General features: G+C 61.8%; 16 protein-coding genes and 2 riboswitches. Of the genes, 5 read left to right on the top strand and 11 right to left on the bottom strand.

The window, feature by feature from the left end; all coding sequences use genetic code 11:
* Window positions 1-2364: a DNA polymerase II gene (locus tag RT21_RS17060; protein WP_046163667.1), complete on the bottom strand. Its 2364-nt coding sequence runs from the start codon at window positions 2362-2364 to the stop codon at window positions 1-3.
* A gap of 374 nt (window positions 2365-2738) precedes the next feature.
* Here RT21_RS17060 and RT21_RS17055 point away from each other — a divergent pair, with 374 nt between their 5' ends.
* Entirely contained in the window at window positions 2739-3848 is a 1110-nt protein-coding gene (locus tag RT21_RS17055) for an SMP-30/gluconolactonase/LRE family protein (RefSeq protein WP_046163666.1), read from the top strand.
* Between the two features lie 137 nt (window positions 3849-3985).
* Here the strand turns inward: RT21_RS17055 and RT21_RS17050 are convergent, their stop codons facing one another.
* The 3 genes from RT21_RS17050 to RT21_RS17040 all read right to left on the bottom strand — a co-directional run bounded on the left by RT21_RS17050 (window position 3986) and on the right by RT21_RS17040 (window position 8541).
* Entirely contained in the window at window positions 3986-4894 is a 909-nt protein-coding gene (locus RT21_RS17050) for a chemotaxis protein CheV (RefSeq protein WP_045426663.1), read from the bottom strand.
* Between the two features lie 125 nt (window positions 4895-5019).
* On the bottom strand, window positions 5020-6207 hold the full coding sequence (locus tag RT21_RS17045) for an acetyl-CoA C-acyltransferase family protein (protein WP_046163665.1): 1188 nt from the start codon (window positions 6205-6207) through the stop codon (window positions 5020-5022).
* Window positions 6208-6402: 195 nt separating this feature from the next.
* On the bottom strand, window positions 6403-8541 hold the full coding sequence (locus tag RT21_RS17040; protein ID WP_046163664.1) for a NosR/NirI family protein: 2139 nt from the start codon (window positions 8539-8541) through the stop codon (window positions 6403-6405).
* 227 nt (window positions 8542-8768) lie between these two features.
* Between RT21_RS17040 and RT21_RS17035 the strand changes: the two genes are divergently transcribed.
* The 4 genes from RT21_RS17035 (at window position 8769) to RT21_RS17020 (ending at window position 10255) form a co-directional block, all read left to right on the top strand.
* On the top strand, window positions 8769-9080 hold the full coding sequence (locus RT21_RS17035; RefSeq protein ID WP_046163663.1) for a hypothetical protein: 312 nt from the start codon (window positions 8769-8771) through the stop codon (window positions 9078-9080).
* Window positions 9081-9160: 80 nt separating this feature from the next.
* Window positions 9161-9454 (top strand): GNAT family N-acetyltransferase, encoded by a 294-nt coding sequence (locus RT21_RS17030; protein ID WP_046163662.1) that lies wholly within the window; start codon window positions 9161-9163, stop codon window positions 9452-9454.
* Window positions 9455-9525: 71 nt separating this feature from the next.
* Window positions 9526-9879, top strand: coding sequence for a YkgJ family cysteine cluster protein (locus RT21_RS17025; protein ID WP_046163661.1), 354 nt, complete (start codon window positions 9526-9528; stop codon window positions 9877-9879).
* 34 nt (window positions 9880-9913) lie between these two features.
* Complete coding sequence (locus RT21_RS17020; protein WP_045426653.1) at window positions 9914-10255, top strand: FKBP-type peptidyl-prolyl cis-trans isomerase; 342 nt, start codon at window positions 9914-9916, stop codon at window positions 10253-10255.
* A 132-nt stretch (window positions 10256-10387) separates the two neighbouring features.
* On the opposite strand, the gene RT21_RS17015 is transcribed toward RT21_RS17020, so the two are convergent.
* The 7 genes from RT21_RS17015 to RT21_RS16985 all read right to left on the bottom strand — a co-directional run bounded on the left by RT21_RS17015 (window position 10388) and on the right by RT21_RS16985 (window position 20298).
* Window positions 10388-11656 carry a D-amino acid dehydrogenase gene (locus tag RT21_RS17015; RefSeq protein ID WP_046163660.1) on the bottom strand — a complete coding sequence of 423 codons (1269 nt, stop codon included), beginning with the start codon at window positions 11654-11656 and terminating at the stop codon, window positions 10388-10390.
* Window positions 11657-11717: 61 nt separating this feature from the next.
* A riboswitch (glycine riboswitch) is annotated at window positions 11718-11805 on the bottom strand.
* Window positions 11806-11809: 4 nt separating this feature from the next.
* Window positions 11810-11907: riboswitch (glycine riboswitch) on the bottom strand.
* A gap of 214 nt (window positions 11908-12121) precedes the next feature.
* Window positions 12122-15241 (bottom strand): hybrid sensor histidine kinase/response regulator, encoded by a 3120-nt coding sequence (locus RT21_RS17010; protein WP_046163659.1) that lies wholly within the window; start codon window positions 15239-15241, stop codon window positions 12122-12124.
* A gap of 227 nt (window positions 15242-15468) precedes the next feature.
* Window positions 15469-15819 carry a hypothetical protein gene (locus RT21_RS17005; RefSeq protein ID WP_046163658.1) on the bottom strand — a complete coding sequence of 117 codons (351 nt, stop codon included), beginning with the start codon at window positions 15817-15819 and terminating at the stop codon, window positions 15469-15471.
* 158 nt (window positions 15820-15977) lie between these two features.
* Window positions 15978-17387 carry a DegQ family serine endoprotease gene (locus RT21_RS17000; RefSeq protein WP_045426645.1) on the bottom strand — a complete coding sequence of 470 codons (1410 nt, stop codon included), beginning with the start codon at window positions 17385-17387 and terminating at the stop codon, window positions 15978-15980.
* A gap of 274 nt (window positions 17388-17661) precedes the next feature.
* Complete coding sequence (locus RT21_RS16995) at window positions 17662-18936, bottom strand: DUF2254 domain-containing protein (RefSeq protein ID WP_046163657.1); 1275 nt, start codon at window positions 18934-18936, stop codon at window positions 17662-17664.
* A gap of 95 nt (window positions 18937-19031) precedes the next feature.
* Entirely contained in the window at window positions 19032-19700 is a 669-nt protein-coding gene (locus RT21_RS16990; protein ID WP_046163656.1) for an HAD family hydrolase, read from the bottom strand.
* Window positions 19701-19824: 124 nt separating this feature from the next.
* On the bottom strand, window positions 19825-20298 hold the full coding sequence (locus tag RT21_RS16985) for a DoxX family protein (protein ID WP_046163655.1): 474 nt from the start codon (window positions 20296-20298) through the stop codon (window positions 19825-19827).
* Window positions 20299-20306 lie beyond the last annotated feature (8 nt).

Here is a 20306-nt window from a genome sequence, read left to right as displayed (position 1 = left end):
TCAAAACAACCCGAGTTGTTCGTCGATCAACGCGCTGAAGCTGTCATTGACGAACGGCAGGATGGCATCGGCGATGGGTTGCAGCTGGCGGCTGACGTAATGGTCATAGTCGATCGGTGCGCGCCGCACTTCCAGTGGTTCCGGGCCGGCCACGGTGATCAAGTAGCTGATCCAGCCGCCATTCTGGTACTGCCGCTGACGACCATGCTGCAGGTTGTATTCATCGGCGATACGGGCGGCACGCACATGCGGCGGCACGTTGCGCTCGTAGTCATCCAGGCGCCGACGCAGGCGCTTGCGGAAGATCAGCAGCTCGTCCAGCTCGCCGGCCAACGTCCGCTGGACGTAGCTGCGCACGTAGTCTTGGTAAGGCTCGCGATTGAAGATCAGTCGATACAGTTCCTGCTGAAACTGCTGGGCCAATGGCGACCAGTCGGTGCGCACCGTTTCCAGCCCTTTGAAGACCAGGCCATCACTGCCATCGGCGCGGGTGACCAGCCCGGCATAGCGCTTCTTGCTACCCTCCTCCGCGCCGCGAATGGTCGGCATCAGAAAGCGCTTGAAGTGGCTCTCGAACTGCAACTCCAAGGCGCTATGTAGACCGAATTCGCGCTGCAAGTGCTCGCGCCACCACTGGTTGATCTGCTGCACCAACCCCTTGCCGATGCGCGCCGCGTCCTCGTCGCTGTGGGCGCGCTTTAGCCAGACGAAGGTGGAATCGGTGTCGCCGTAGATCACGCTGTAGCCCTCGGCTTCGATCAGCTCGCGGGTGCGCCGCATGATCTCGTGGCCGCGCAGGGTAATCGACGAGGCCAGCCGCGGATCGAAGAACCGGCAGCCGCTGGAACCGAGCACGCCGTAGAACGCGTTCATGATGATTTTCAGCGCCTGGGACAGCGGCTTGTTGCCTTCACGCTTGGCCGACTCGCGGCCTTCCCAGACGCGCTCGACGATGGCCGGCAGGCAATGCTGCGTACGCGAGAAGCGCGCACCACGGAAGCCCGGCACCGAGTCGCTGTCTTCCGGTTGGCGCATGCCTTCGACCAGCCCCACCGGATCGATGAGGAAGGTACGGATGATCGAGGGGTAGAGGCTCTTGTAGTCCAACACCAGCACCGATTCGTACAGGCCCGGCTGAGAATTCATGACGAAGCCGCCAGGGCTGGCCTCGGGCGGCCGCTCGCCGAGATTCGGCGCGACGAAGCCCTGGCGGTGCATTAGCGGGATGTAGAGGTGTTCGAAGGCAGCCACCGACCCGCCGCTACGGTCGGCAGGCAATCCGGTGACGGTGGCCCGTTCGAGCAAAAACGTCAGCAGTTCGGTCTTGGCGAAGATGCGCGTGACCAGTTCGCAGTCCTTGAGGTTGTAGCGCGCCAAGGCCGGCTTGTCCTCGGCGAACATGCGGTTTATTTCGTCCATGCGCTGATACGGCGTGTCGATCGCCTTGCCCTCACCGAGCAAGGTCTGCGCGACATTTTCCAGGCTGAACGAGGGGAAGCTCCAGGTGGCCGAACGCAGGGCCTCGATGCCATCGATGATCAGCCGCCCCGCCGCTGCGGCGAAGAAATGGTTGCCTCGGCTGCCGTGCTCACGCCAGGCCATTTCTTCCCCGCCACGGCCCAGGCGTAGCGGTACCTGGTAGCGCTGAGCCTGATCACGCAGCACCCGCAGATCGAACTGCACCAGGTTCCAGCCGATGATGCCGTCTGGGTCATGCCGTGCCATCCAGCCGTTCAACCGTTCGATCAGCTGTTTGCGGCTGTCGCAATATTCCAGTTCGAAATCCACGCCGGAGCCATCGCCGTTGGCCGGGCCGAGCATGTAGACCTGCCGCTGGCCGCAGCCCTCCAACGCAATCGAATACAGCTCACCGCGCATCGTGGTTTCGATATCCAGCGAGACGAGCCGGAGCTGCGGGCGATAGTCCGGTGCCGGTTTGATCTGCGCCTCCAACAGCACACCGTCGGCATCCGGCTGGCCGGTAAAGCTCACCGGTGCGGTGATGAAGCGCTCCATCAGGTAGCGCTCCGGCGGGCGAATGTCGCCCTCGTACACATCCAGTCCTGCACCGCGCAGGCGCTTCTCGAGATTCATCAACTGACGGTGCTGCTTGCAATACAGGCCGACCACCGGACGATGGCGGAAATCGATCAGGTTCAGCGGCCGCAGTTCGACGTCGCGCTCGCCTTTGAGCAGCAATTCGACCTTGCGCTGCTGCGTCGCCGGAATGAAGGCAACCGAAGGCTGGTACGGCACGCGCAAGCGACGTGGGCCGGTATCAGTCGCCAGCCAGAACTCCACTTCGGTGCCGGCCGCCGTATCTCGCCAATGCCGGGTCAGCACGAAGCCCTGCTGCAGATCCACCGTTCGCGTACCTCACCCATTCGAAGCCGCCCATTCTACGTGGCATCAGCGCGTCGAGGGCACCAGCGCGACGGGGCAACTTATACGATGTCTTTTCTGGCAAGTGCTCGTCTTAATGGCGTGTTTATCGCTTTATCGCTTTGACAGGCTGCAAATCACTGTCGATACTCGGCGAGGTTGTACGATGACTAACCTAATAATAACAATGGAATCACCATGCCTTACTCCAGTACGCCGCCCCCGGCCCGTCTCTCGCTGTCGCCCTGTTCTGTTCACAGCCCACCACTAGCGCCCCCGAACGCCTCCCCGCGGGCAGACGCGCCTGCATCCACTCGAGATCACGCCTCCCCTGATAACGCCTGAAGGACTCCGCCATGACAGCACGTAACAACGACTCCACCACCAACGGAGCACGCCGCGCTTTTCTGAAGTCTTCCTTGATGGTTTCGGCCGGTGTCGTCTCCATGGGCGGCCTGGGCCTGTCCCGGCTCGCCGTCGCCGAACCCTTGACCCAGCGCTATCCAGACGAGCTGGTGGAGATTCTCGACGAGAGCTTCACCAAGTACAGGCTGTTCAACGCCAGCGTCGAGAAGATCGCCAGCGGTATGCGCTGGGCTGAAGGTCCGGTCTGGGTGGGCGACGGCCGCTACCTGCTGGTCAGCGATATCCCGGAAAACCGCATCATGCGCTGGGATGAGATCACTGGCTCGTTCGATGTCTATCGCCAGCCCTCGAATCACTCCAACGGTTTGGCGCGTGACCTACAGGGCCGGCTACTGACGTGCGAAGGCTCAACTACCACCGATATCGGTCGCCGTGTGACCCGCACCGAGCCCGACGGCAGCATCACGGTGCTGGCCGATCGGTTCGAGGGCAAACGCTTCAATTCGCCCAACGACCTTGCGGTGCGTCAGGACGGCTCGGTGTGGTTCAGCGACCCACCCTTTCAGACTGGCAACTATTACGAAGGGCACAAGATCGAAACCGAGCTGCCAGACGCGGTCTATCGCATCGACGGTGCAAGCGGCGCCGTGACCCGGGTGATCGACTCGATTTCCGGTCCCAACGGGCTGTGCTTCTCACCCGACCAGAACACGCTCTATGTAGTCGAAGGGCGCGCCAAACCGAACCGGCTGATCTGGGCCTACCCGGTCAATGCGGATGGCACGCTGGGCGAGCGCCGCAAGCACATCGAGGCATCGGCGTATGGCGCACTGGATGGCATCAAGTGCGACGAAGACGGCAATTTGTGGTGCGGTTGGGGTAGCTCAGGCGCCCCGGAAGCCGTGACCGCCGACCTTGATGGCGTGATGATTTTCAACCCAGCGGGCAAGGCCATCGGCAAGATCCGGCTGCCGGAACGCTGCGCCAATCTGTGTTTCGGGGGTGCCAAGGGCAACCGCCTGTTCATGGCCAGCAGCCATTCGCTGTATGCGCTCTACGTCAATACGCGCGACGCGAGCTTCGGCAAGTACGGCAGCTGAGCAGGCGCCGTTCCTTTCAACCGACCTAGCTTGCGTAGGAGCGAGCGTGCACGCGAAGAGCTGCCACACCAGGCTCAACGCATTCGCGAACACGCTCGCGCCTGCAGGTTGGCGCGCGACCCGAACGTTCTACTCGCTCAGGCGACCGACGCATCCTCGCCCAAATGGATCACCCGCGCCGCGCGCAGCATGCATTTAGTCATTTCGGGCGGTGAAAACTTGGTCAGGATGTCATTGGCACCGGCGGCCTTGGCCTTGTCGGTGCTGATGGTGCTGTCCAGCGAGGTGTGCAGCAGCACATAGATAGAGGCGTAGTCGGGATGCTTGCGTAGTGCCTGGGTGAAGGAATACCCGTCCATTTCAGGCATCTCGATATCCGAGACCACGCAGTTGATCGCCTCGTAGCTATCCTTGAGGCTGTCGAGTTTCTCGAAGGCTTCGCGGGCGCTGCGCACCGCATGGCACGTGATGCCCATCTTGGTCAGCGCCGATACCGACATGTGAATGGCCACCTGGCTGTCATCGACGATCAGCGCGCGGGTTTCGGTGAGCAGTTGCGCGTCCTGGTCGTCCAGATGAGAAATGTCGGCCTCTCCCGGAACCGGGGCGATGTTGTGAATGACCTTTTCCACGTCGAGGATCTGGATCAGTTCGCCATCCACTTCCGCCGTCCCGGTAATGAACGAGTTGGCGCGCGCGCCGTAAGGCGGCGGCAGGATTTTCGACGTCTGGATATGCACGATCTTGACCACCGCCTGGACGTGCAAGCCCTGTTTGGAACGGCTGATCTCGGTAACGATCAGGCAGCCGCCTTTGGGGTCCTGTAACGGCGCCATGCCGATTGCCAAGCTGAGGTCGATCACCGACAACGGCTGACCCCGCAGCGTAGCGACGCCTCGGACATGGGGATGCGATTCGGGCAACCGAGTGAGCGACGGCGTCGGAATGATTTCGCTGACCTTCAACAGGTTGATCGCCATCTGCTTGCCGCTGCGCAGCGTGAACAGCAAAAGCGATAAGGCGTCGGTAGCGGATGCGTTGTTCATGAATGGTCCTGTGGAAAGCCGGTCTCGTGCCGAGATGTAATCTCGCTACAGCCTTGTCGGCAGCCGCGCGCAAATCTTCAGTGGAATCGGCGCAGGCCCGACGAGTTGCAACCGCTCCCCGTGACTCAACAGCGCTCGAAAACCGCCGCGATGCCCTGCCCACCGCCAATGCACATGGTCACCAGCGCGTAGCGCCCCTGAATGCGCTGCAGTTCGTGGATCGCCTTGACCGCAATGATCGCGCCGGTCGCGCCCACCGGATGACCGAGGGAGATACCTGAACCGTTGGGATTGACCCGCGCCGGGTCCATGCCCAGCTCTTGCATCACCGCGCAGGCCTGGGCGGCGAAGGCTTCGTTGGCTTCGATCACGTCGATCTGATCGAGACTGATCCCGGTGCGCTCCAGCACCTTGCGCACGGCCGGCACCGGGCCGATGCCCATGTAGGCCGGGTCCACGCCCGCATGGGCATACCCGACCAGCCTCGCCATGGGCTTGAGCCCCAGCGCCTGCGCACGCCCGGCCTCGGCCAGCACCAGCGCCGCAGCACCATCGTTGAGCCCGGAGGCGTTGCCCGCGGTCACGGTGCCGTTGTCCTTCTTGAACACCGGTTTCAGCGCCGCGAGGCGCTCGGCGGTCAGGTCCCCACGGATATGTTCGTCGGCCTCGAATTGCACGGTCCCCTTGCGGGTGGCAACCGCGACCGGGACGATTTGCTCACGGAAGCGGCCCTGTTCCACCGCGCGAACGGCCCGCTGTTGGCTTTCCAGCGCCAGCGCATCCTGCTGTTCACGGCTGATGCCATAGCGCTCGGCGACGTTTTCCGCGGTCACGCCCATGTGGAACTTGCCCCAGGGGTCATGCAGCAGGGTATTCATGTAGTCGATCGCCTGGCTGTCGCCGAGGCGCGCGCCCCAGCGCAGGTTCGGCAGGATGAACGGACCGCGGCTCATGCTCTCTGCACCGCCACCAATGGCTACGTCGGTATCGCCCAGCAGGATCGACTGCGCCGCCGAAATTACCGCCTGCAACCCCGAGCCGCACAAGCGGTTGACGTTGAAGGCCGGGGTTTCCAGCGGAATACCGGCATCCACCGCTGCCACGCGCGCCAGGTAACCATCGCGCGGTTCGGTGGGGATCACGTTGCCCATCACCACGTGGCCCACAGCGTCAGCGGGCGTTCCGGAGCGTTCCAGCACGCCGCGGCAGGCCGTGGTGGCGAGGGCGATCAGGTCGACATCCTTCAGCGCACCGCCAAAGGAGCCGATCGGGGTGCGCACGGCACCGACAACGACGATTTCACGTTCAGCCATAGGGGCCTCTTCGAAGCAGGGAATCGGGCGCGCCGCCAGGAGCCGGCGCACGGAATCGCCCGATCCTAGCGAAGTCCGGCTGCGGAACAATAGCCATCGGCGCAGAACTGCTGTGCAGCATTGCAGAACCGGGCGGTCAGCCTGCGTCGCTAATCTGAAAAGTCAGGCGACTAAAGCGTGGCTGGGTGACCCGCCTTATGGCGCCGGCAGCGGTTGCGGCGCCATGGCATCGGTGGCGATCAGCTCGCCATGGACGTGGCGCCCGGCCTTATCTGCCCGTTTGCGCGCACTGATGGTGGCCACGCACTGGTCGTCGTTGTTGAGGATGACGATGCACTCCAGACACTGAATGCACTCGTCATAGTCGATGCGCCCGTCACGCTTAATCGCGCCGATCTCGCAGTGGTTCTTGCAGTGCTGGCAGGGTTGGCCGCACGCATCGATACGCTTGAGCCAGGAGAACAGGTGGAACTTGCCAAGCATCGCCAACCCAGCGCCCAGCGGGCAAACGTAGCGGCAATAGAACTTGTGCACGAACAGACCCAGCCCGAGCAGAACCACGGCATAGAGCACGAACGGCCAGGAGCGGACGAAGAATAGTGTGATGCTGGTTTTGAACGGCTCCACTTCGGCGAGCCGCTCGGCCAGCGTCAGCGAATAGAAGGCGGTCGGCACCAGACCGATAAGAATCAGGTATTTCAACCACTGCAAGCGCTGATGGCGCCGATCAGAGATTTTCCACTGGCGGATACGCAGGCGCCTGGCCAGCCAGCCGAGCATTTCCTGCAGCGCACCAAACGGACAGAGCCAGCCACAGAACACGCCACGACCCCAGATGAACAGGCTAACAAAGGTGAAGCTCCAGAGGATGAAGATCACCGGATCCATCAGGAACACCCGGATATCGAAGTTCTCCCCCAGCGCCAATAACAGGGTGAAGATGTTCACTACCGAGAGCTGGCCCTGGGCATACAGGCCTATGAACACCAGCGTGAACAACAAAAAACCGGCACGGAACAGATGGAAGCCACGGCTGTGCCGGCTGATGCGATGCTGCCAGATGAACACTGCGCTCAGCAGGATCAGCGATACGACAAGCACGCCGATCTGCCACATGCGCTCCTGCCACATGCGCAGCCAGATAGGCGCCGGCTCGGCAGCAATCTGCGCCTCTTCGATGTTGAACAGCTGCTGGTCGAGCTGAAAGTCACGGGTGAACTGCGTGCTGCTTTGCACCAGATGGTTGCGCTGCAGGTTCACGTTCAATCGCAACCCGGCAGGCTCGGCAGGGTTGAACGCGCTGTGTGTCTTGATGCGGAAGATCTGCGCCTCGACCTCATCGAGCGGCGCGTCGAGCAGGTCCATCACCGCGCCGTTGTTGAAATTCATGTCATACAGGTCAATGGCGTGGCCGTTCTGCATCAGTACCAACCGGCTGGGCGATGTGGCTGGCACGAAGTCGCCCGGCACATGCCGATACATACCCGAGGAGAGCACCAGCACCGCTTGCTCGCCGGCTTTCAATTCCTCGTTGAGCTTGGCGAAGCCGGCGTCGCCCAACAGATTGCGGCCAATGCTTGGCGCGTTCAGGTAGGCGAAGTAGAGGTCGGTGAAGGGCTGCGTATCGCTCTCCGGCTCGATATCCAGGTACCCCTCAATGGAATGACCCAAGCCGCGTTCGACCTCCTCGCGGCTGATCGTCCAATGCTGGAGATAGCCGCGCTGCAGCAACTGTGACCAGTCGAGCGGTTCATAGAGGTCGGGCTTTGCCGTGGCCAAGGGTCCGCTGGCAAATCCTTCGAGCAGCTTGCGGGCCACGCTCAGGGCTGACAGCAACACGGTCTCGTTGAGGATCACTACCGACACCGTAGCCTTGCTCACCCCATCGATGCGGGCAATCGACTCACTTCCGCTCGCCCCACCCTGTGCACCGCCCACCACAATGGGTATGCCAATCGATTTCTGTTGGTACTGGTCGACGAAGTCGAACAGCGGCTGTTCCCCGAGCCCGTGCAGAAAAACCGGCTCGTGATGTTCCAGAACCTTCACCCCGGCCAGCACACCCTGGGTGTCCATGCCGATCAGCAGACGGATCGGTTTGCCGGAAAAGCCCTGCAGGTTTGAATAATCGGTGGACTCGAAGGCATAGCCGAGCAATTCGTCTAGCTGATAGACGCTGTGCACAGGCGGACTGTCCTGCTTCGGCTCGATGCGCGTGGCTTTAGGAAAAAGCTGCTGGATCTGCCCGTCCAGCCCCTGTGCGGGCAGCGTCGGGCTGGCCAGCACGCCCAGCAGCACAAGCATGCAGAAAAGAAGGCTGGCGCGGCGAGTCATGGATGCCTCTTGGCTGTTGTTATACAGCCATGCTATCCACCGCTCGCGCCCCCGCCATGCGACTTGCTGGCTGGAACGCCAGTACTTCAGTCTTAGATTCTGATCGTCAGCCGTGAGCGATCGTTTTCACCCGGTCCGATGTGCGCCCGTCGCGCAACGCCTTCGGCACGGAACGATGCACGCCGTCACCGGGCCCAAGCTAGACAACCCAAACGGGAGGCCCAGCGATGACCAAGGCAGTCAAACCGGACGCCGAACAACCCTACTTCGACGCCCCTGCCCATATTCCTGGCGGTAGCGATCACCAGATTCCGCACAGCCACCGGCTCGTGTACCGCGACTACGATGTGATCGTCCACCTCACCGGCTACGAGTACGAGACCTTCGGCGAAACCCTCTGGGCCGTGGGTGCCGAGGTGGTCAAAGAATTGGAAATCGTCGTCCCGGTGAGCGTCGACCAGACGCAGCATTACCGCAGCTACGACGAAGCCTTGGCGCATGGCACGACGCTGGGCAAGCGGCTGGTCGACGGGCTCTGACCCGCGTCCGCCAAACCTTTGAAAAGTCACTGGCTGCGGCATGCGGCCAGATCAACCAGACCAACGGGAGAATCCATTCCATGAACGACAACAACGCGGTCGTACGACACGACGAGTCCCAACAGCGCTACGTCCTTGAAGTCGACGGCAAGGAATTGGGCGTCGCCAGTTATCAGGACGAGAGCGACCGTCAGGTCTTCACCCACACGGAGGTCGATCCGAGCCTGGAGGGCCAGGGCATGGGCAGCAAACTGGTTCGCGAGGCACTCGATGACGCCCGTCGTCGCGGCAAGCGCATCGTGCCGATGTGTGAGTTCGTTGCGGCCTATGTGAAGAAGCATCACGATTGGGACGACATCATCACCGCGCAATAAAAGCACGCCGAGGGGCAAGCATTTACCGCTCAGGCGAGTACCATGCCGGCCCCTGAACCGAAGCGCTTCGCATGACCTGTACCAACCGCAAGATCGATCACCTTCGCCGGCAAATTCCGGGTTTCGCCTGCGAACCCGGCTGCCACGATTGCTGTGGCCCGGTCACTGCCTCCTCCGAAGAAATGGCCCGCTTGCCGCACAGGAGCGTTGCCGCACATGACGCGGCGATGGCGCACTGGAACTGCGTTCACCTCGGGCCGAACGGCTGCGAGGCTTACGAACAACGCCCGTTGATCTGTCGGCTGTTCGGCACCACGGCCAGCCTGCCCTGTCCGCGCGGCCGCGGTCCGGAAATCCCCACGACACCAGAGGTGGAAAAGCAGGTGCACCAACTTATCGCCAGCACCCGTCAATTGCTGGTTTAAAGGCGTAGCCAGAAAAGACATCACGAGAGACACGATGAGCAACGAACTGCGGATTGAAGACATCCAGCTCGGCGACGGCAAGGCCGTGGTCAAAGGCGCCCTGATCACCACGCAATACCGTGGCCAACTCGAAGACGGCCGTACCTTCGACTCGTCCTATGATCGCGGCAAGCCGTTTCAGTGCGTGATCGGCACCGGTCGCGTTATCAAGGGTTGGGACCTGGGGCTCATGGGCATGAAGGTTGGCGGCAAACGCAGGCTTTTCGTTCCCGCCCACCTCGCCTATGGCGACCGGCAGGTAGGTGAGCACATCGCGCCGAACTCGAACCTGCTGTTCGAGATCGAGCTGCTGGAAGTGCTGACCCGTGACGACTGAGAGCGATCTCTGAGCAGGCATCCGCCCGCTTGCGGGATTGAATAGAGAGAGCAGCCCATTCAGCGGCCGCTCCACAAACAGACGTATTCGCACCGATGACGGCTGCAGCCCGAGGGGCAGCCGTCAAGCAGATCAGGCGTGGGCCGGTTGACCGCTAGCGGCAGGAGTCGACGACCGAGCGCTGCCCATGGACTCGCTCACCACGTCACCCAGCATGTCGGCAGTAATGGCGCAGAGCGTCCAGCCGAGATGGCCGTGGCCGGTGTTGTAGAACACACAGGGTGAGCTGCCGCGTCCGACCTTGGGCATCATGTTCGGCATCATCGGCCGCAGGCCAGCCCAAGGCACCACGCTCTGAGTACTGACGCCCGGGAAGCATTCAGCCACCCAGTCCACCAGCGGACGGATCCGATCGGCGCGGATGTCGCGGTTATAGCCGTTGAACTCGGCGGTGCCGGCTACCCGAAGGCGGCTGTCACCCAGGCGGCTGGTGACCAGCTTGGTTTCATCGTCCAGCAAACTGACGGTAGGCGCTGCTGCGCGGCTGGTCTCGTCGTTGAGGTTGACCGTGATCGAGTAGCCTTTCACTGGATAGATGTTCACCCGATCGCCAAGTTGGGCGGCCAACGCGCGGCTGGCGGTTCCGGCGCAGACAACGATGCCATCAAACTGCAGGCGCTCTTCGCCACCCGAAGCCGCGACGGTCACGCTGGCACCCTTGCCATCGGTGGCAACGGCTTTCACGTTCTGGTCGTAACGGCAGTCGACGCCTAAGCGTATGGCGGCTGCCGCGAGGCCGTTGGTGAACATGTGGATGTCGCCCGTGGAATCGCACTCGGTGTAGTAGCCGCCATAGTATTGCCCTGCCAGCGTCGGCTCGATGGCACGCATTTCGTCTGGTGTCACGCTACGCCGGGGCAAGCCACCCTGAGCCAGCAATGTCGAGACTTTGCCGGCATGCTCGAAACCGGCCTTGTCGCGGTAGATGTGCAAGATGCCGGCCTTTTTCAGGTCGAAATCAATGCCCTCTTCCTCGGCCCAGGCGAACAGGTGCTCCCGAGCGGCAATAGCCATGCGAGCCGTTTCGATGGTGTTTTGGCGGTACTGCGGGATGGAGCCGATGAACTCGGCGAACCAGGACAGCTTGTGCCAGCTGGGCTTGGGATTGACCAGCAGCGGTGCATCGCTTTTGAGCATCCACTTGATGCCCTTGAGAATGGTCGACCAGTGATTCCAAACTTCGGCGTTGGAGGCGGACAGCTGACCGCCATTGGCAAACGAGGTTTCCATCGCTGCGTAGCGATGCTTCTCCAAAAGAGTGACGGCGAAACCACGCTTGGCCAGCGCGTAGGCAGTGGTGATGCCGGTGATACCGCCACCAATGACAGCTATCTTTTTCATGCGTGCAGCTCCAGAACGTCAAGGGTCAGAGCCCGTCCGCGACATGCGGATCAGGCGCCCCCTCTGTTCTGGACCTGAGAGTTTCACGAGCGGCGCTCGCTTGCTCCTTCGGTGCGACGGGCGACGACGGGCCCGGCGGCTCTTCAGAGTTCACCTGTGATAACGGTCCTTTTGCCTGAGAGTTTCCGGGGCGGTTGCTCCTTCGGCGCTGCACACGACCAAGCCGCTGCAGTCTCTCCCGATATCACTTCTTTGCCATGAGCGGCTGCTCACGGCGGTTCTACCATTACAGCTTTTGCACAATGCGCGCCAAGCGACGCTGGCTCGCCGCGGCTGGCTGCAGCCGCTCTACCGAACCTGAAATTGCACAGCTACGGTGCAACAATCAGCGCGCGTTGCAGCTACATGCGCGTTTCTACCGCAGTTCCGGGACAGAAGATAGCCCCGCCCCATCGTTGCTTGGCCTCAGCCGCCGACTATCTTAATCAGCTGGCTCAGGTCGACCGGCTTGGTCATATGAATATCGAAGCCTGCCGCCAAGGCCTGCTCCCGATCACTCGGCTGGCCCCAGCCGGTGATGGCGATCAACCGCACACTGGCGCCGGTGGGATGGGCGCGGATCATCCGCGCCACTTCGTCACCCCGTTGGCCGGGCATACCGATGTCCAGCACCACAACCTCTGGCTTGAGCTGCAGATAACGTTCGAACGCTTCGCTGCCGTCAAACGCCAAGTGCACCTCGTGGCCCTCCAGCCGAAGGATCTCGGCCATGGTTTCGGCAATGTCCCGGTTATCGTCGGCAACCAAAACGAGCCGCTTGTTCAGCGTGACGCTTTCGCTGAGATCACGGCTTGCGTCAGCAGTGCTGGCAGACAGAACCGGCAGGGTCAGGCTGAACTCCGCGCCATGGCCGAGCCCTTCGCTGCGTACCCGAAGGTCCGCTCCGTGCAGCTTCGCCAAGCCTTTGGCCAGTGCCAGGCCGATCCCCAGGCCGGAATTGATGTGCGTCCCGGCGACGGGCACCTGCGCAAACCGTTCGAAGATCAATCTGAGGTGTTCCCGCGCGATACCCAGGCCGTTATCGATCACCGAAACCTTGGCGGCGTCACCATCCCGTGTCGCCGTGATGCGAATGCAGCCGCCGTTGGGGGTGAATTTAGCGGCGTTGTTGAGCAGGTTAGTCAGAATCTGCTCGAGGCGAAGCGGATCGGCGTCCAGCACAATAGGACTGGCCGGCAGCGCCACGACCAGCTCATGTTGCTTTGCCTCGATTTTCTCTCGGGCAGTCTCGATGGCCGCCTCGATGATGGTTCGCAGATCCACCTGCTCCTTGCGCAGAACCAGCTTGCCAAGCGTGATGCGGGAGATGTCGAACAGATCGTCGAGCAGCAGCGCCATATGCCGCACCTGCCGCTCGATGATTTGTTGGCTACGGAGTTTCTGCGCATCGCTTGCCGCCGCAGAACCAAAAATGCCGGCAGCCAGGCGAATGGGTGCCAACGGGTTGCGCAGCTCATGGGCCAGGGTCGCGAGAAACTCATCCTTGCGCCGTGCAGATTCACGAATTTCCTGTTCGTGATGCTTGGCCTGGGATACGTCAGCGAACCATACGGCCAGGCTTTGATCGAACGGCGTCGCGATCAAACGCACCCAGCGCTCGCTGTCAAACCCGGTGCTGCGCAGTTCCAAATCACGCGGTTGCTGAAACCGGGCCGCCTCCAGCAAGGTCTTCAATGCTTGCGGATTGGCGGCCTCGCCAAGCACCTCGCGCAGTCGCCGCCCAGTCAGCTCGTCGACTGTTCCGCGCAGGCTGGATGCGCCAGTGAGGTTGATGAAATCGAAGCAGAAGTCGTCCACCTCGCCCGCCGGGTTCCGATGGGGAGACAGGACTGCAAAGGGCACGGTGGACGAGTTCAGCGCTACCTGTAGGCGCTGCTCCAACATACCCGCCTTGGTCTGTGCCCGCGCCCGGTCGATGAATACCGCGGCCAGGCCCGCTACGACATCGGCCAGCCGAATCTCTCTTTCCGTTGGGGATCGCGCCTCTTTGAGCTGTACCGTAAGCGTCCCGAGTACGCTGTTGTCGCTGTGCCGAATGGGCGTGCTGTGAACCGAACGAAATCCCTCGCTGCGCGCAACGGAGACAAACTCACTGAAGCAGGGGTCGGCTTCGGTATCAGTCACCACCACGCGCTCCCCTTTTTGCACCGCTATACCACAGGCACCCAGGCCGGGCTGCGCTTCATCCATGATCGCCAACGAAGCAACTGAAAAGCCCCTCGAGGCATGAATGCGCAAGGCGGCCGAACCGTCGCTGAGCGCCAGCAGCCCATGCGCGGCGCCGTGCAGCGTGCACAGGGCGTCGATGATCGCTTGCAACTGGTCGCCCAGTGCAGGCATCTGTAGCAGGCGATTGCTCAGATCCTGGACCAACTCCAGATCGCTGACCTGCTGGGTCAGATCCTGCTGCGCCAGCTCCAGCCGCGAAAGCATGTTGTCACGCTCGGCCTCGCTCGACAGACGCGCCTGCGCGGCGCTTTCGAGCGCGCGCCCGACTTCACGGATTTCTTCGATCTCGCTTTCAGGCGCCTTGAACGCCTGCCCATGACCAATCGCCTGAGCCGCCCGCCGCAGATGCCGCATCGGGACGTTGATTCGACGTGTTGCGAACAGTGCCGCCGTCACCGCAAACACCAGCGACAGCAGCAACCCGCCACCGTAAAGCGTATAGACACGCGTCGCCCCGGCTTCGACAACTTCGGTGGGAACGCCGGTCGCCACCACCCAGCCGGACGGCTGCAATCTCACAAAAGAGGTGTAGACCGAATTGCCTTCCATGGTCATGGACAGGCCGATCCCCTCCTCGCCTGAGTTCTCCTGCAGGATGGCCGCCAGCGTGGGCGAAGCCGGCATCCCCAGCGTCTCCTCGTGATTCAGCGAGCGCGCGATACGCAAACCATTGGAGTCCAGCACAGTGTTGACCCAGCCGGCCGGTAACCTTCGGTTGGCGATCACATCAGCGACACCCTGGGGCCTGAGCACAGCAGTCAGTACGTAGTGAACTGTGTCGCCCTGGTGTACTGGCACACGCAAAGGGACGCCCCAGACGCCGCCGGGTCCCTTGCTCATGCTCCCAACCTGCGGTTTGCCTGTTCGGATGACCTCAGCGAAGCTGCGCGGCTCGGCGATGGTTCTGGAAGCTGGAGGATTGTGCAGCGAAACCCGCCTCAGCACCTCACCTTCAGGGCTGACGATCAGCAAGGCATACCAGCTGGGCACCGAGGGCAACACGCGGCGAACCATATCGGCGAATCCATCGATATCGCCGTCATCGAGCAGTGGCGACTGCGACAACGCCTGGAGCACATTGAGCGACCGGCTCAGCTCGACCTCAACGGCCGTCGCGGCGAGGCGCGTAGCTTCAAGACTGCGCTGCTTGGCCAACTCCGTCTGTTCAGAGACGATCGAGAGCATGCCCAGCCCGGCCACCAGCGCCAGCGGCAGAATCCCTGCCAGTGCAATGGTCAACAACCGACTGCGCAACGGTACCGACCGTACTGACTTGGCTCCCGTTGCGTGATTCAAGATATGGCTTCCTTTGACGCCCGGACGGATCAGCCGCGAAATATTTCTGCCGAAACGAGTACAGCGCGGCGCGCTAGCTTAAGTGATCGTTTGACGGCGCGCATTGCACTTGGAAACCCGGGTACCAAACAGGTTCCATTTGCACCTTTGGCCGTGCCGTGCCATAGCCGAGCGGGAATGCATCAACATCAAGATCAGGCAGGCGCTATTACCGGACCGGCCGGGCGTCACTCGTCCCGAATGCAGGTCAACAGCGCATTCAACGTTGAGTCGCCGTACTCGCCGCTCATGGTGAGCGCACGGCGGCCCTCCGGCGCGATGATGGTGATGGGCGTGCTATCCAGGCCGGGCGAGGCTTCAGTTTCGCCGGGATGGAGCTGGCACGCCACCTTGAAGCGTTCGTGATTGGTGATCAGTACCTGCACCAGCCCGGACTCGATACCGGGTTGGGTGTCGGTTTCGAGCTCACTGACCTCGACATCGACACGCAATTCATTCAGCTCACGTTCAAGGTGCAGCGGCTCAGCCATGGCCACCGCCGGTAGCAGCAATAATCCCAGCGTCAGAGACGGGTTCATAGAAACCTCCAGAGCTTTACTCAAACCATATGGAGCCACTGCCGGGCCGAGGAGTTCGCCTGCTGTGCCGCCGAGCCGGGCGCTTACGAACCAATATCGCCCCTGGAGATGCAAGAAGGCCCGCACATGGCGGGCCTTCTGGTCTTGCTTGCGACTGCTTACTTCGGCAGTTTGAAGGTGATGAAGCTGGCGCGGCCGTCGCGCAGTACCCGCATCGATACTGAACGGTTCTTCGGCAGGTCCTTGACCACCTGGCTGAACGTCTTAACGGAATCTATCGCTTCGTTGTTCAGGTGCGTGATGACATCCCCCGGACGCAGGCCGATCATCGCTGCCGGGCCCTGGCTGATGTCGTTGATCACTACGCCACCGGAGATCTCCAGCGCCTGACGTTGCGCGTCGGAGAGTTCGGTAACCGAAACACCCAGGCGGTTATTGCTCTGGCTCTTGGTGCTCGAACCATCTGCAGAGGCCAGCACGTCGCCATCCTCAGGCAGCGCACCGATGTCGATGTTCAGCGTCTTGCGCTGGCCATCGCGCACCACTTCCAGCTTAGCCTTGCTGCCTGGTTTCATCGCGCCAACCAGATGCGGCAAATCACCGGACATATCGATCGACTTGCCATCAACGCTCAAGATCACGTCGCCAACTTTCAGGCCGCCCTTGGCAGCCGGACCGCCATCCATCACCTGGGCGACGAGCGCACCAGCAGGACGTTCCAGGCCGAAGGACTCGGCGAGGTCCTTGTTCACTTCCTGAATGACGACACCAAGCCAACCGCGGCTGACCTTGCCGTCTTCACGCAGCTGATTGGCCACGTCCATTGCGACGTCGATCGGGATCGCAAACGACAGGCCCATGAACCCACCGGAACGGGTGAAGATCTGCGAGTTGATGCCTACCACCTCGCCGTCGAGATTGAACAGCGGACCGCCCGAGTTACCCGGATTGATCGCCACGTCGGTCTGAATGAACGGAACATAACTTTCGTTCGGCAAGCTGCGACCTTTGGCGCTGACCACGCCTGCTGTCACCGTGTGATCGAAACCGAACGGCGAACCGATCGCGACAACCCACTCGCCTGCTTTCAACTCTTCGGAGCTGCCAATCTTCACGGTCGGCAGGCCGTCCCCTTCGATTTTCAGCAAGGCAACGTCGCTGCGCGGGTCGGCTCCTACGAGCTTGGCCTGCATCTCGCTACGATCCGGCAAGCGCACCATGATCTCATCAGCGTCGGCCACGACGTGGTTATTGGTCAGGACATAGCCGTCCTCAGAAATGATGAAACCCGAACCTAGCGATTGAGCTTCGCGGCGACGCTCGGGCTGCTGAGGCATTCCGCGCTCGAAAAACTCGCGGAACATGGGCGGAATGCCCTCTAGATCAGGCATTTGTGCCTGCGCGTGGCCGCGCATCGGCTGCTTCTGCTTGGTGCTGATGTTCACCACTGCGGGCGAAGCATCCTCCACCAGAGGCGTGAAGTCCGGCAGGTCGGCGTGGGCAATGAGCGTCTGTCCGAACAGCGCTACACCGGCCACGGCAGCCAGGAAGTTTCTACGAAGAATCATAGGGACTGGTCTCTCCACGATGAAAAAATGGGGTTAAAAACGACCGGTCTCGCGCCACAGCCGATTCCTGGTCAAAAAAAGCAGCGGGTTGCCGCATGCACAATGGCTGACTCTAAGCTGACAGCCGGTTTGCGGCAAACCCACCCAAGGGAGCTGGCTGTTCCGTCAGCCTGAACCAGACTTTACGCCGAAGACAGTCAGCTTCGTGTGTAGCGGGCGTAAAGGAAAAGTAAGGTTTCAACAGCAGCGCCCTCGCATTCAGCGTCACAAAACTCTATTTCCCCTGCTGGTTTGAGGTGTCCAACAGTCCGGCGGCGTCTGCAGCCTGACACACCCGTTGATAGTCGTCCGGCATTGTCAGCGCCGCCTCTGCACGTCTGAGTGCCATCGAGGCATGTCGGTTCGCTGCAAGAGCAACCGCCGCATCGCCGAGTCGACCCAATGACGCCAGCGCTTGCTGCAAGCGTATGCACACCTCGATGATCGCAGCACCGTCCCGTGCGATGGGTGTAAAGAAATCGTCGAGCATGTCCGCTGCGCTCAGCCCCGGCGCGAATACGCGGTCGAACTTTGGATCTTCCGGCGGCGTCGGCCTGGACAAGTGCGACAGCACGCGAACGCCCCGGCCAATCACATCAACTGCGGTGCCTTGGTCGTTGATGGCGGGCGACAGCGCACGCGAGGCGACCTCGGCCATGACGATAATGCCGTACCGGGGGTCTCGGTCGAAGGTCCGCTGCGCGCCGATGACAAAAGCATCGCGCAGCGCGTCGTCGCAGTCTTCACCGATCCCCACCGACCAGGCGATTGGCTGCGACGGCTCCACAAAGATCCCGGGAAGTACGCATATATAAACCGCGCGATCCTCCGACTGGGTCAGTTCGCCCAGCGCGGGCATGTCGATATGCTGCACGAAGCCGATCTTTTGCGGATACAACGGGCGCGCGCCCGGCAGGGCTTTGGGATCGACTTCCAGCGGTCGTCCGCCCAGAAAGGGTTGCTCCATTCGTTGGCACAGCGCCTGGGTGGCGGCCTTCTCGACCCTGGCCGTGGTTTCGGCAACGCGGCCCAGCCCGGACAATTGATCAATCCAGCGCAACAGCGCGTACACCACCAGGATGACCACGAAGATCGTCGCCGCGAACAGCACTACGCGCCCGTTGTCGCCGTAAAGGCCGGTGCTTAACGCGATGATGCCAACCAGGCTGAAAATGAACGAGCCGACAAAGGTTGAGAGCGTGTTCTGTGTGGTCGGGTCTTCGACCAACAGGGAAATGGCGCGCGGCGTGACGTTGTTCGTTGCCGAGCCGTAGGCCGCCACCATGATGCTCAGGGAGAAGGTGGTGACGGCGAGCATGCTGGATGCCAACACGCCGAGAATGTTGTCGACCGCATCGGAACCGATCTTGGTCGGCACGTCTTCGGGAATGTAAGGCGCCGCCACCAGCGCCACCAGCGCGGTAGCAATCCCCAATACCGAATACAAGCTGGCCCGGAACCAGGGCCGCTTACTGATGCGGATGACAAACCACTTCCAACGCTCAATCATCTGTTGCTCGCAATACGTCCGTTTCACTACAGACAAGCGCGCTGAGGGACCGTTGCGTAGGCTTGACGGTTTCTTCCCGCCTCGGCCGCCAGCGCTTAGCGGGCCAGCGCCTCGACCGTTGCGGGCAGGTCACGCATGTGATTGATCACGGCGGCTACGCCCAGCTCACGCAACGCTTGGTCATGCCCAGCTGGAATGTGGCTGGCGCCGGTAAAACCGATCACCTGCATGCCTGCCGTACGCGCCGCCAGCACGCCAGTCGGGCTGTCTTCGACGACCAGACAATGACCCGGCGCGACGCCCATGCGCTCGGCAGCCAGCAAGTACACGTCGGGCGCTGGTTTCGGTGAGCGGACCATTTCGGCGCAGAAGATATTGCCGGCCACCCGTTCGGTCAGGCCGGCACGCTGCAGCGATACTTGAACGTTGTGCAAACGGCTATTGGATGCCACCGCCAGCGGCAGCTTGATGGCCAGCAGCGCTTCGCGCACGCCTGGGATCGCCTGGACTTCTTCCGCCACGACCTTCTCGCTCTGCCGGCGTAGATCGGCATCGAAAGTCTCCGGCATGGTCAGGTCGAAGCGTTTTTCGATCAGATCGATAATGCTCGGAACGGTCAGACCGAAGGTCCCTTCCAGCGCGGCATGCAGCTGCTCGGCGGGTACATGCAGGCTCAGGGCCTCGAACAGGACGCGGTGGCTGATGATTTCACTGTCGACGATCACACCGTCGCAGTCGCTGATCAGCAAGTCGATAGAGGCCATCGAATCTCCCGTTGTGAATGCGCAGAACGGCGCGGCGACTCCGGTGTGGAGACAGCGCGTTGGACTGCAAACGGTGCGCTGAGTTTAGCCTGCGACGGTACAGCGGGCGCTCAACCATGCCGCCTCAGCGAATGCCCAACATCCGGTCAGCCGACCAACGCCCAGCGCCACGGCCGATAACGACCAGCATCAGGCCGATCCAGGTCAGGTGCGTAGGCCAGGCATCGGGGTAAACGAAGAGCTGGATCACCAGCGTCATGCCGAGCAGGGCCAATGCCGATAGCCGCGCCAACAGGCCGAGCACCAGCAGCAGTGGGAACAGATGCTCGGCATAGGTGGCCAGATGCGCTGCAAGATAAGGCGACAACAGCGGCAGCGCGTACTCGGTTTCGAACAGGCTGAAGGTGCTGGGTTTGATTGTAAGAACGCCGCTGACCTTGGTTCGCCCCGAATAAAAGAACACTGCGGCGATGGCCAAGCGCGCCACCAGACCCAACATCGAGTCGCTGGTGTGGTGTTGCAGCCATACGGCGAGTCGATTCCAGTGCTGCAACGGACTCGATGTCGGGCTGGCTGGGTTCCTGTGCAGGGTGTGCATGTCGGTCA

The sequence above is a fragment of the Pseudomonas sp. 10B238 genome (assembly GCF_000970615.1).
Taxonomy (GTDB): domain Bacteria; phylum Pseudomonadota; class Gammaproteobacteria; order Pseudomonadales; family Pseudomonadaceae; genus Stutzerimonas.
This window is presented reverse-complemented; position numbering and strand designations above follow the sequence as displayed.

Coding starts and splice junctions, on each gene's coding strand:
- RT21_RS17055 (WP_046163666.1), top strand. CDS start 2,739: ATGACAGCACGTAACAACGACTCCACCACCAACGGAGCACGCCGCGCT.
- RT21_RS17050 (WP_045426663.1), bottom strand. CDS start 4,894: ATGAACAACGCATCCGCTACCGACGCCTTATCGCTTTTGCTGTTCACG.
- RT21_RS17045 (WP_046163665.1), bottom strand. CDS start 6,207: ATGGCTGAACGTGAAATCGTCGTTGTCGGTGCCGTGCGCACCCCGATC.
- RT21_RS17040 (WP_046163664.1), bottom strand. CDS start 8,541: ATGACTCGCCGCGCCAGCCTTCTTTTCTGCATGCTTGTGCTGCTGGGC.
- RT21_RS17035 (WP_046163663.1), top strand. CDS start 8,769: ATGACCAAGGCAGTCAAACCGGACGCCGAACAACCCTACTTCGACGCC.
- RT21_RS17030 (WP_046163662.1), top strand. CDS start 9,161: ATGAACGACAACAACGCGGTCGTACGACACGACGAGTCCCAACAGCGC.
- RT21_RS17025 (WP_046163661.1), top strand. CDS start 9,526: ATGACCTGTACCAACCGCAAGATCGATCACCTTCGCCGGCAAATTCCG.
- RT21_RS17020 (WP_045426653.1), top strand. CDS start 9,914: ATGAGCAACGAACTGCGGATTGAAGACATCCAGCTCGGCGACGGCAAG.
- RT21_RS17015 (WP_046163660.1), bottom strand. CDS start 11,656: ATGAAAAAGATAGCTGTCATTGGTGGCGGTATCACCGGCATCACCACT.
- RT21_RS17005 (WP_046163658.1), bottom strand. CDS start 15,819: ATGAACCCGTCTCTGACGCTGGGATTATTGCTGCTACCGGCGGTGGCC.
- RT21_RS17000 (WP_045426645.1), bottom strand. CDS start 17,387: ATGATTCTTCGTAGAAACTTCCTGGCTGCCGTGGCCGGTGTAGCGCTG.
- RT21_RS16995 (WP_046163657.1), bottom strand. CDS start 18,936: ATGATTGAGCGTTGGAAGTGGTTTGTCATCCGCATCAGTAAGCGGCCC.
- RT21_RS16990 (WP_046163656.1), bottom strand. CDS start 19,700: ATGGCCTCTATCGACTTGCTGATCAGCGACTGCGACGGTGTGATCGTC.
- RT21_RS16985 (WP_046163655.1), bottom strand. CDS start 20,298: ATGCACACCCTGCACAGGAACCCAGCCAGCCCGACATCGAGTCCGTTG.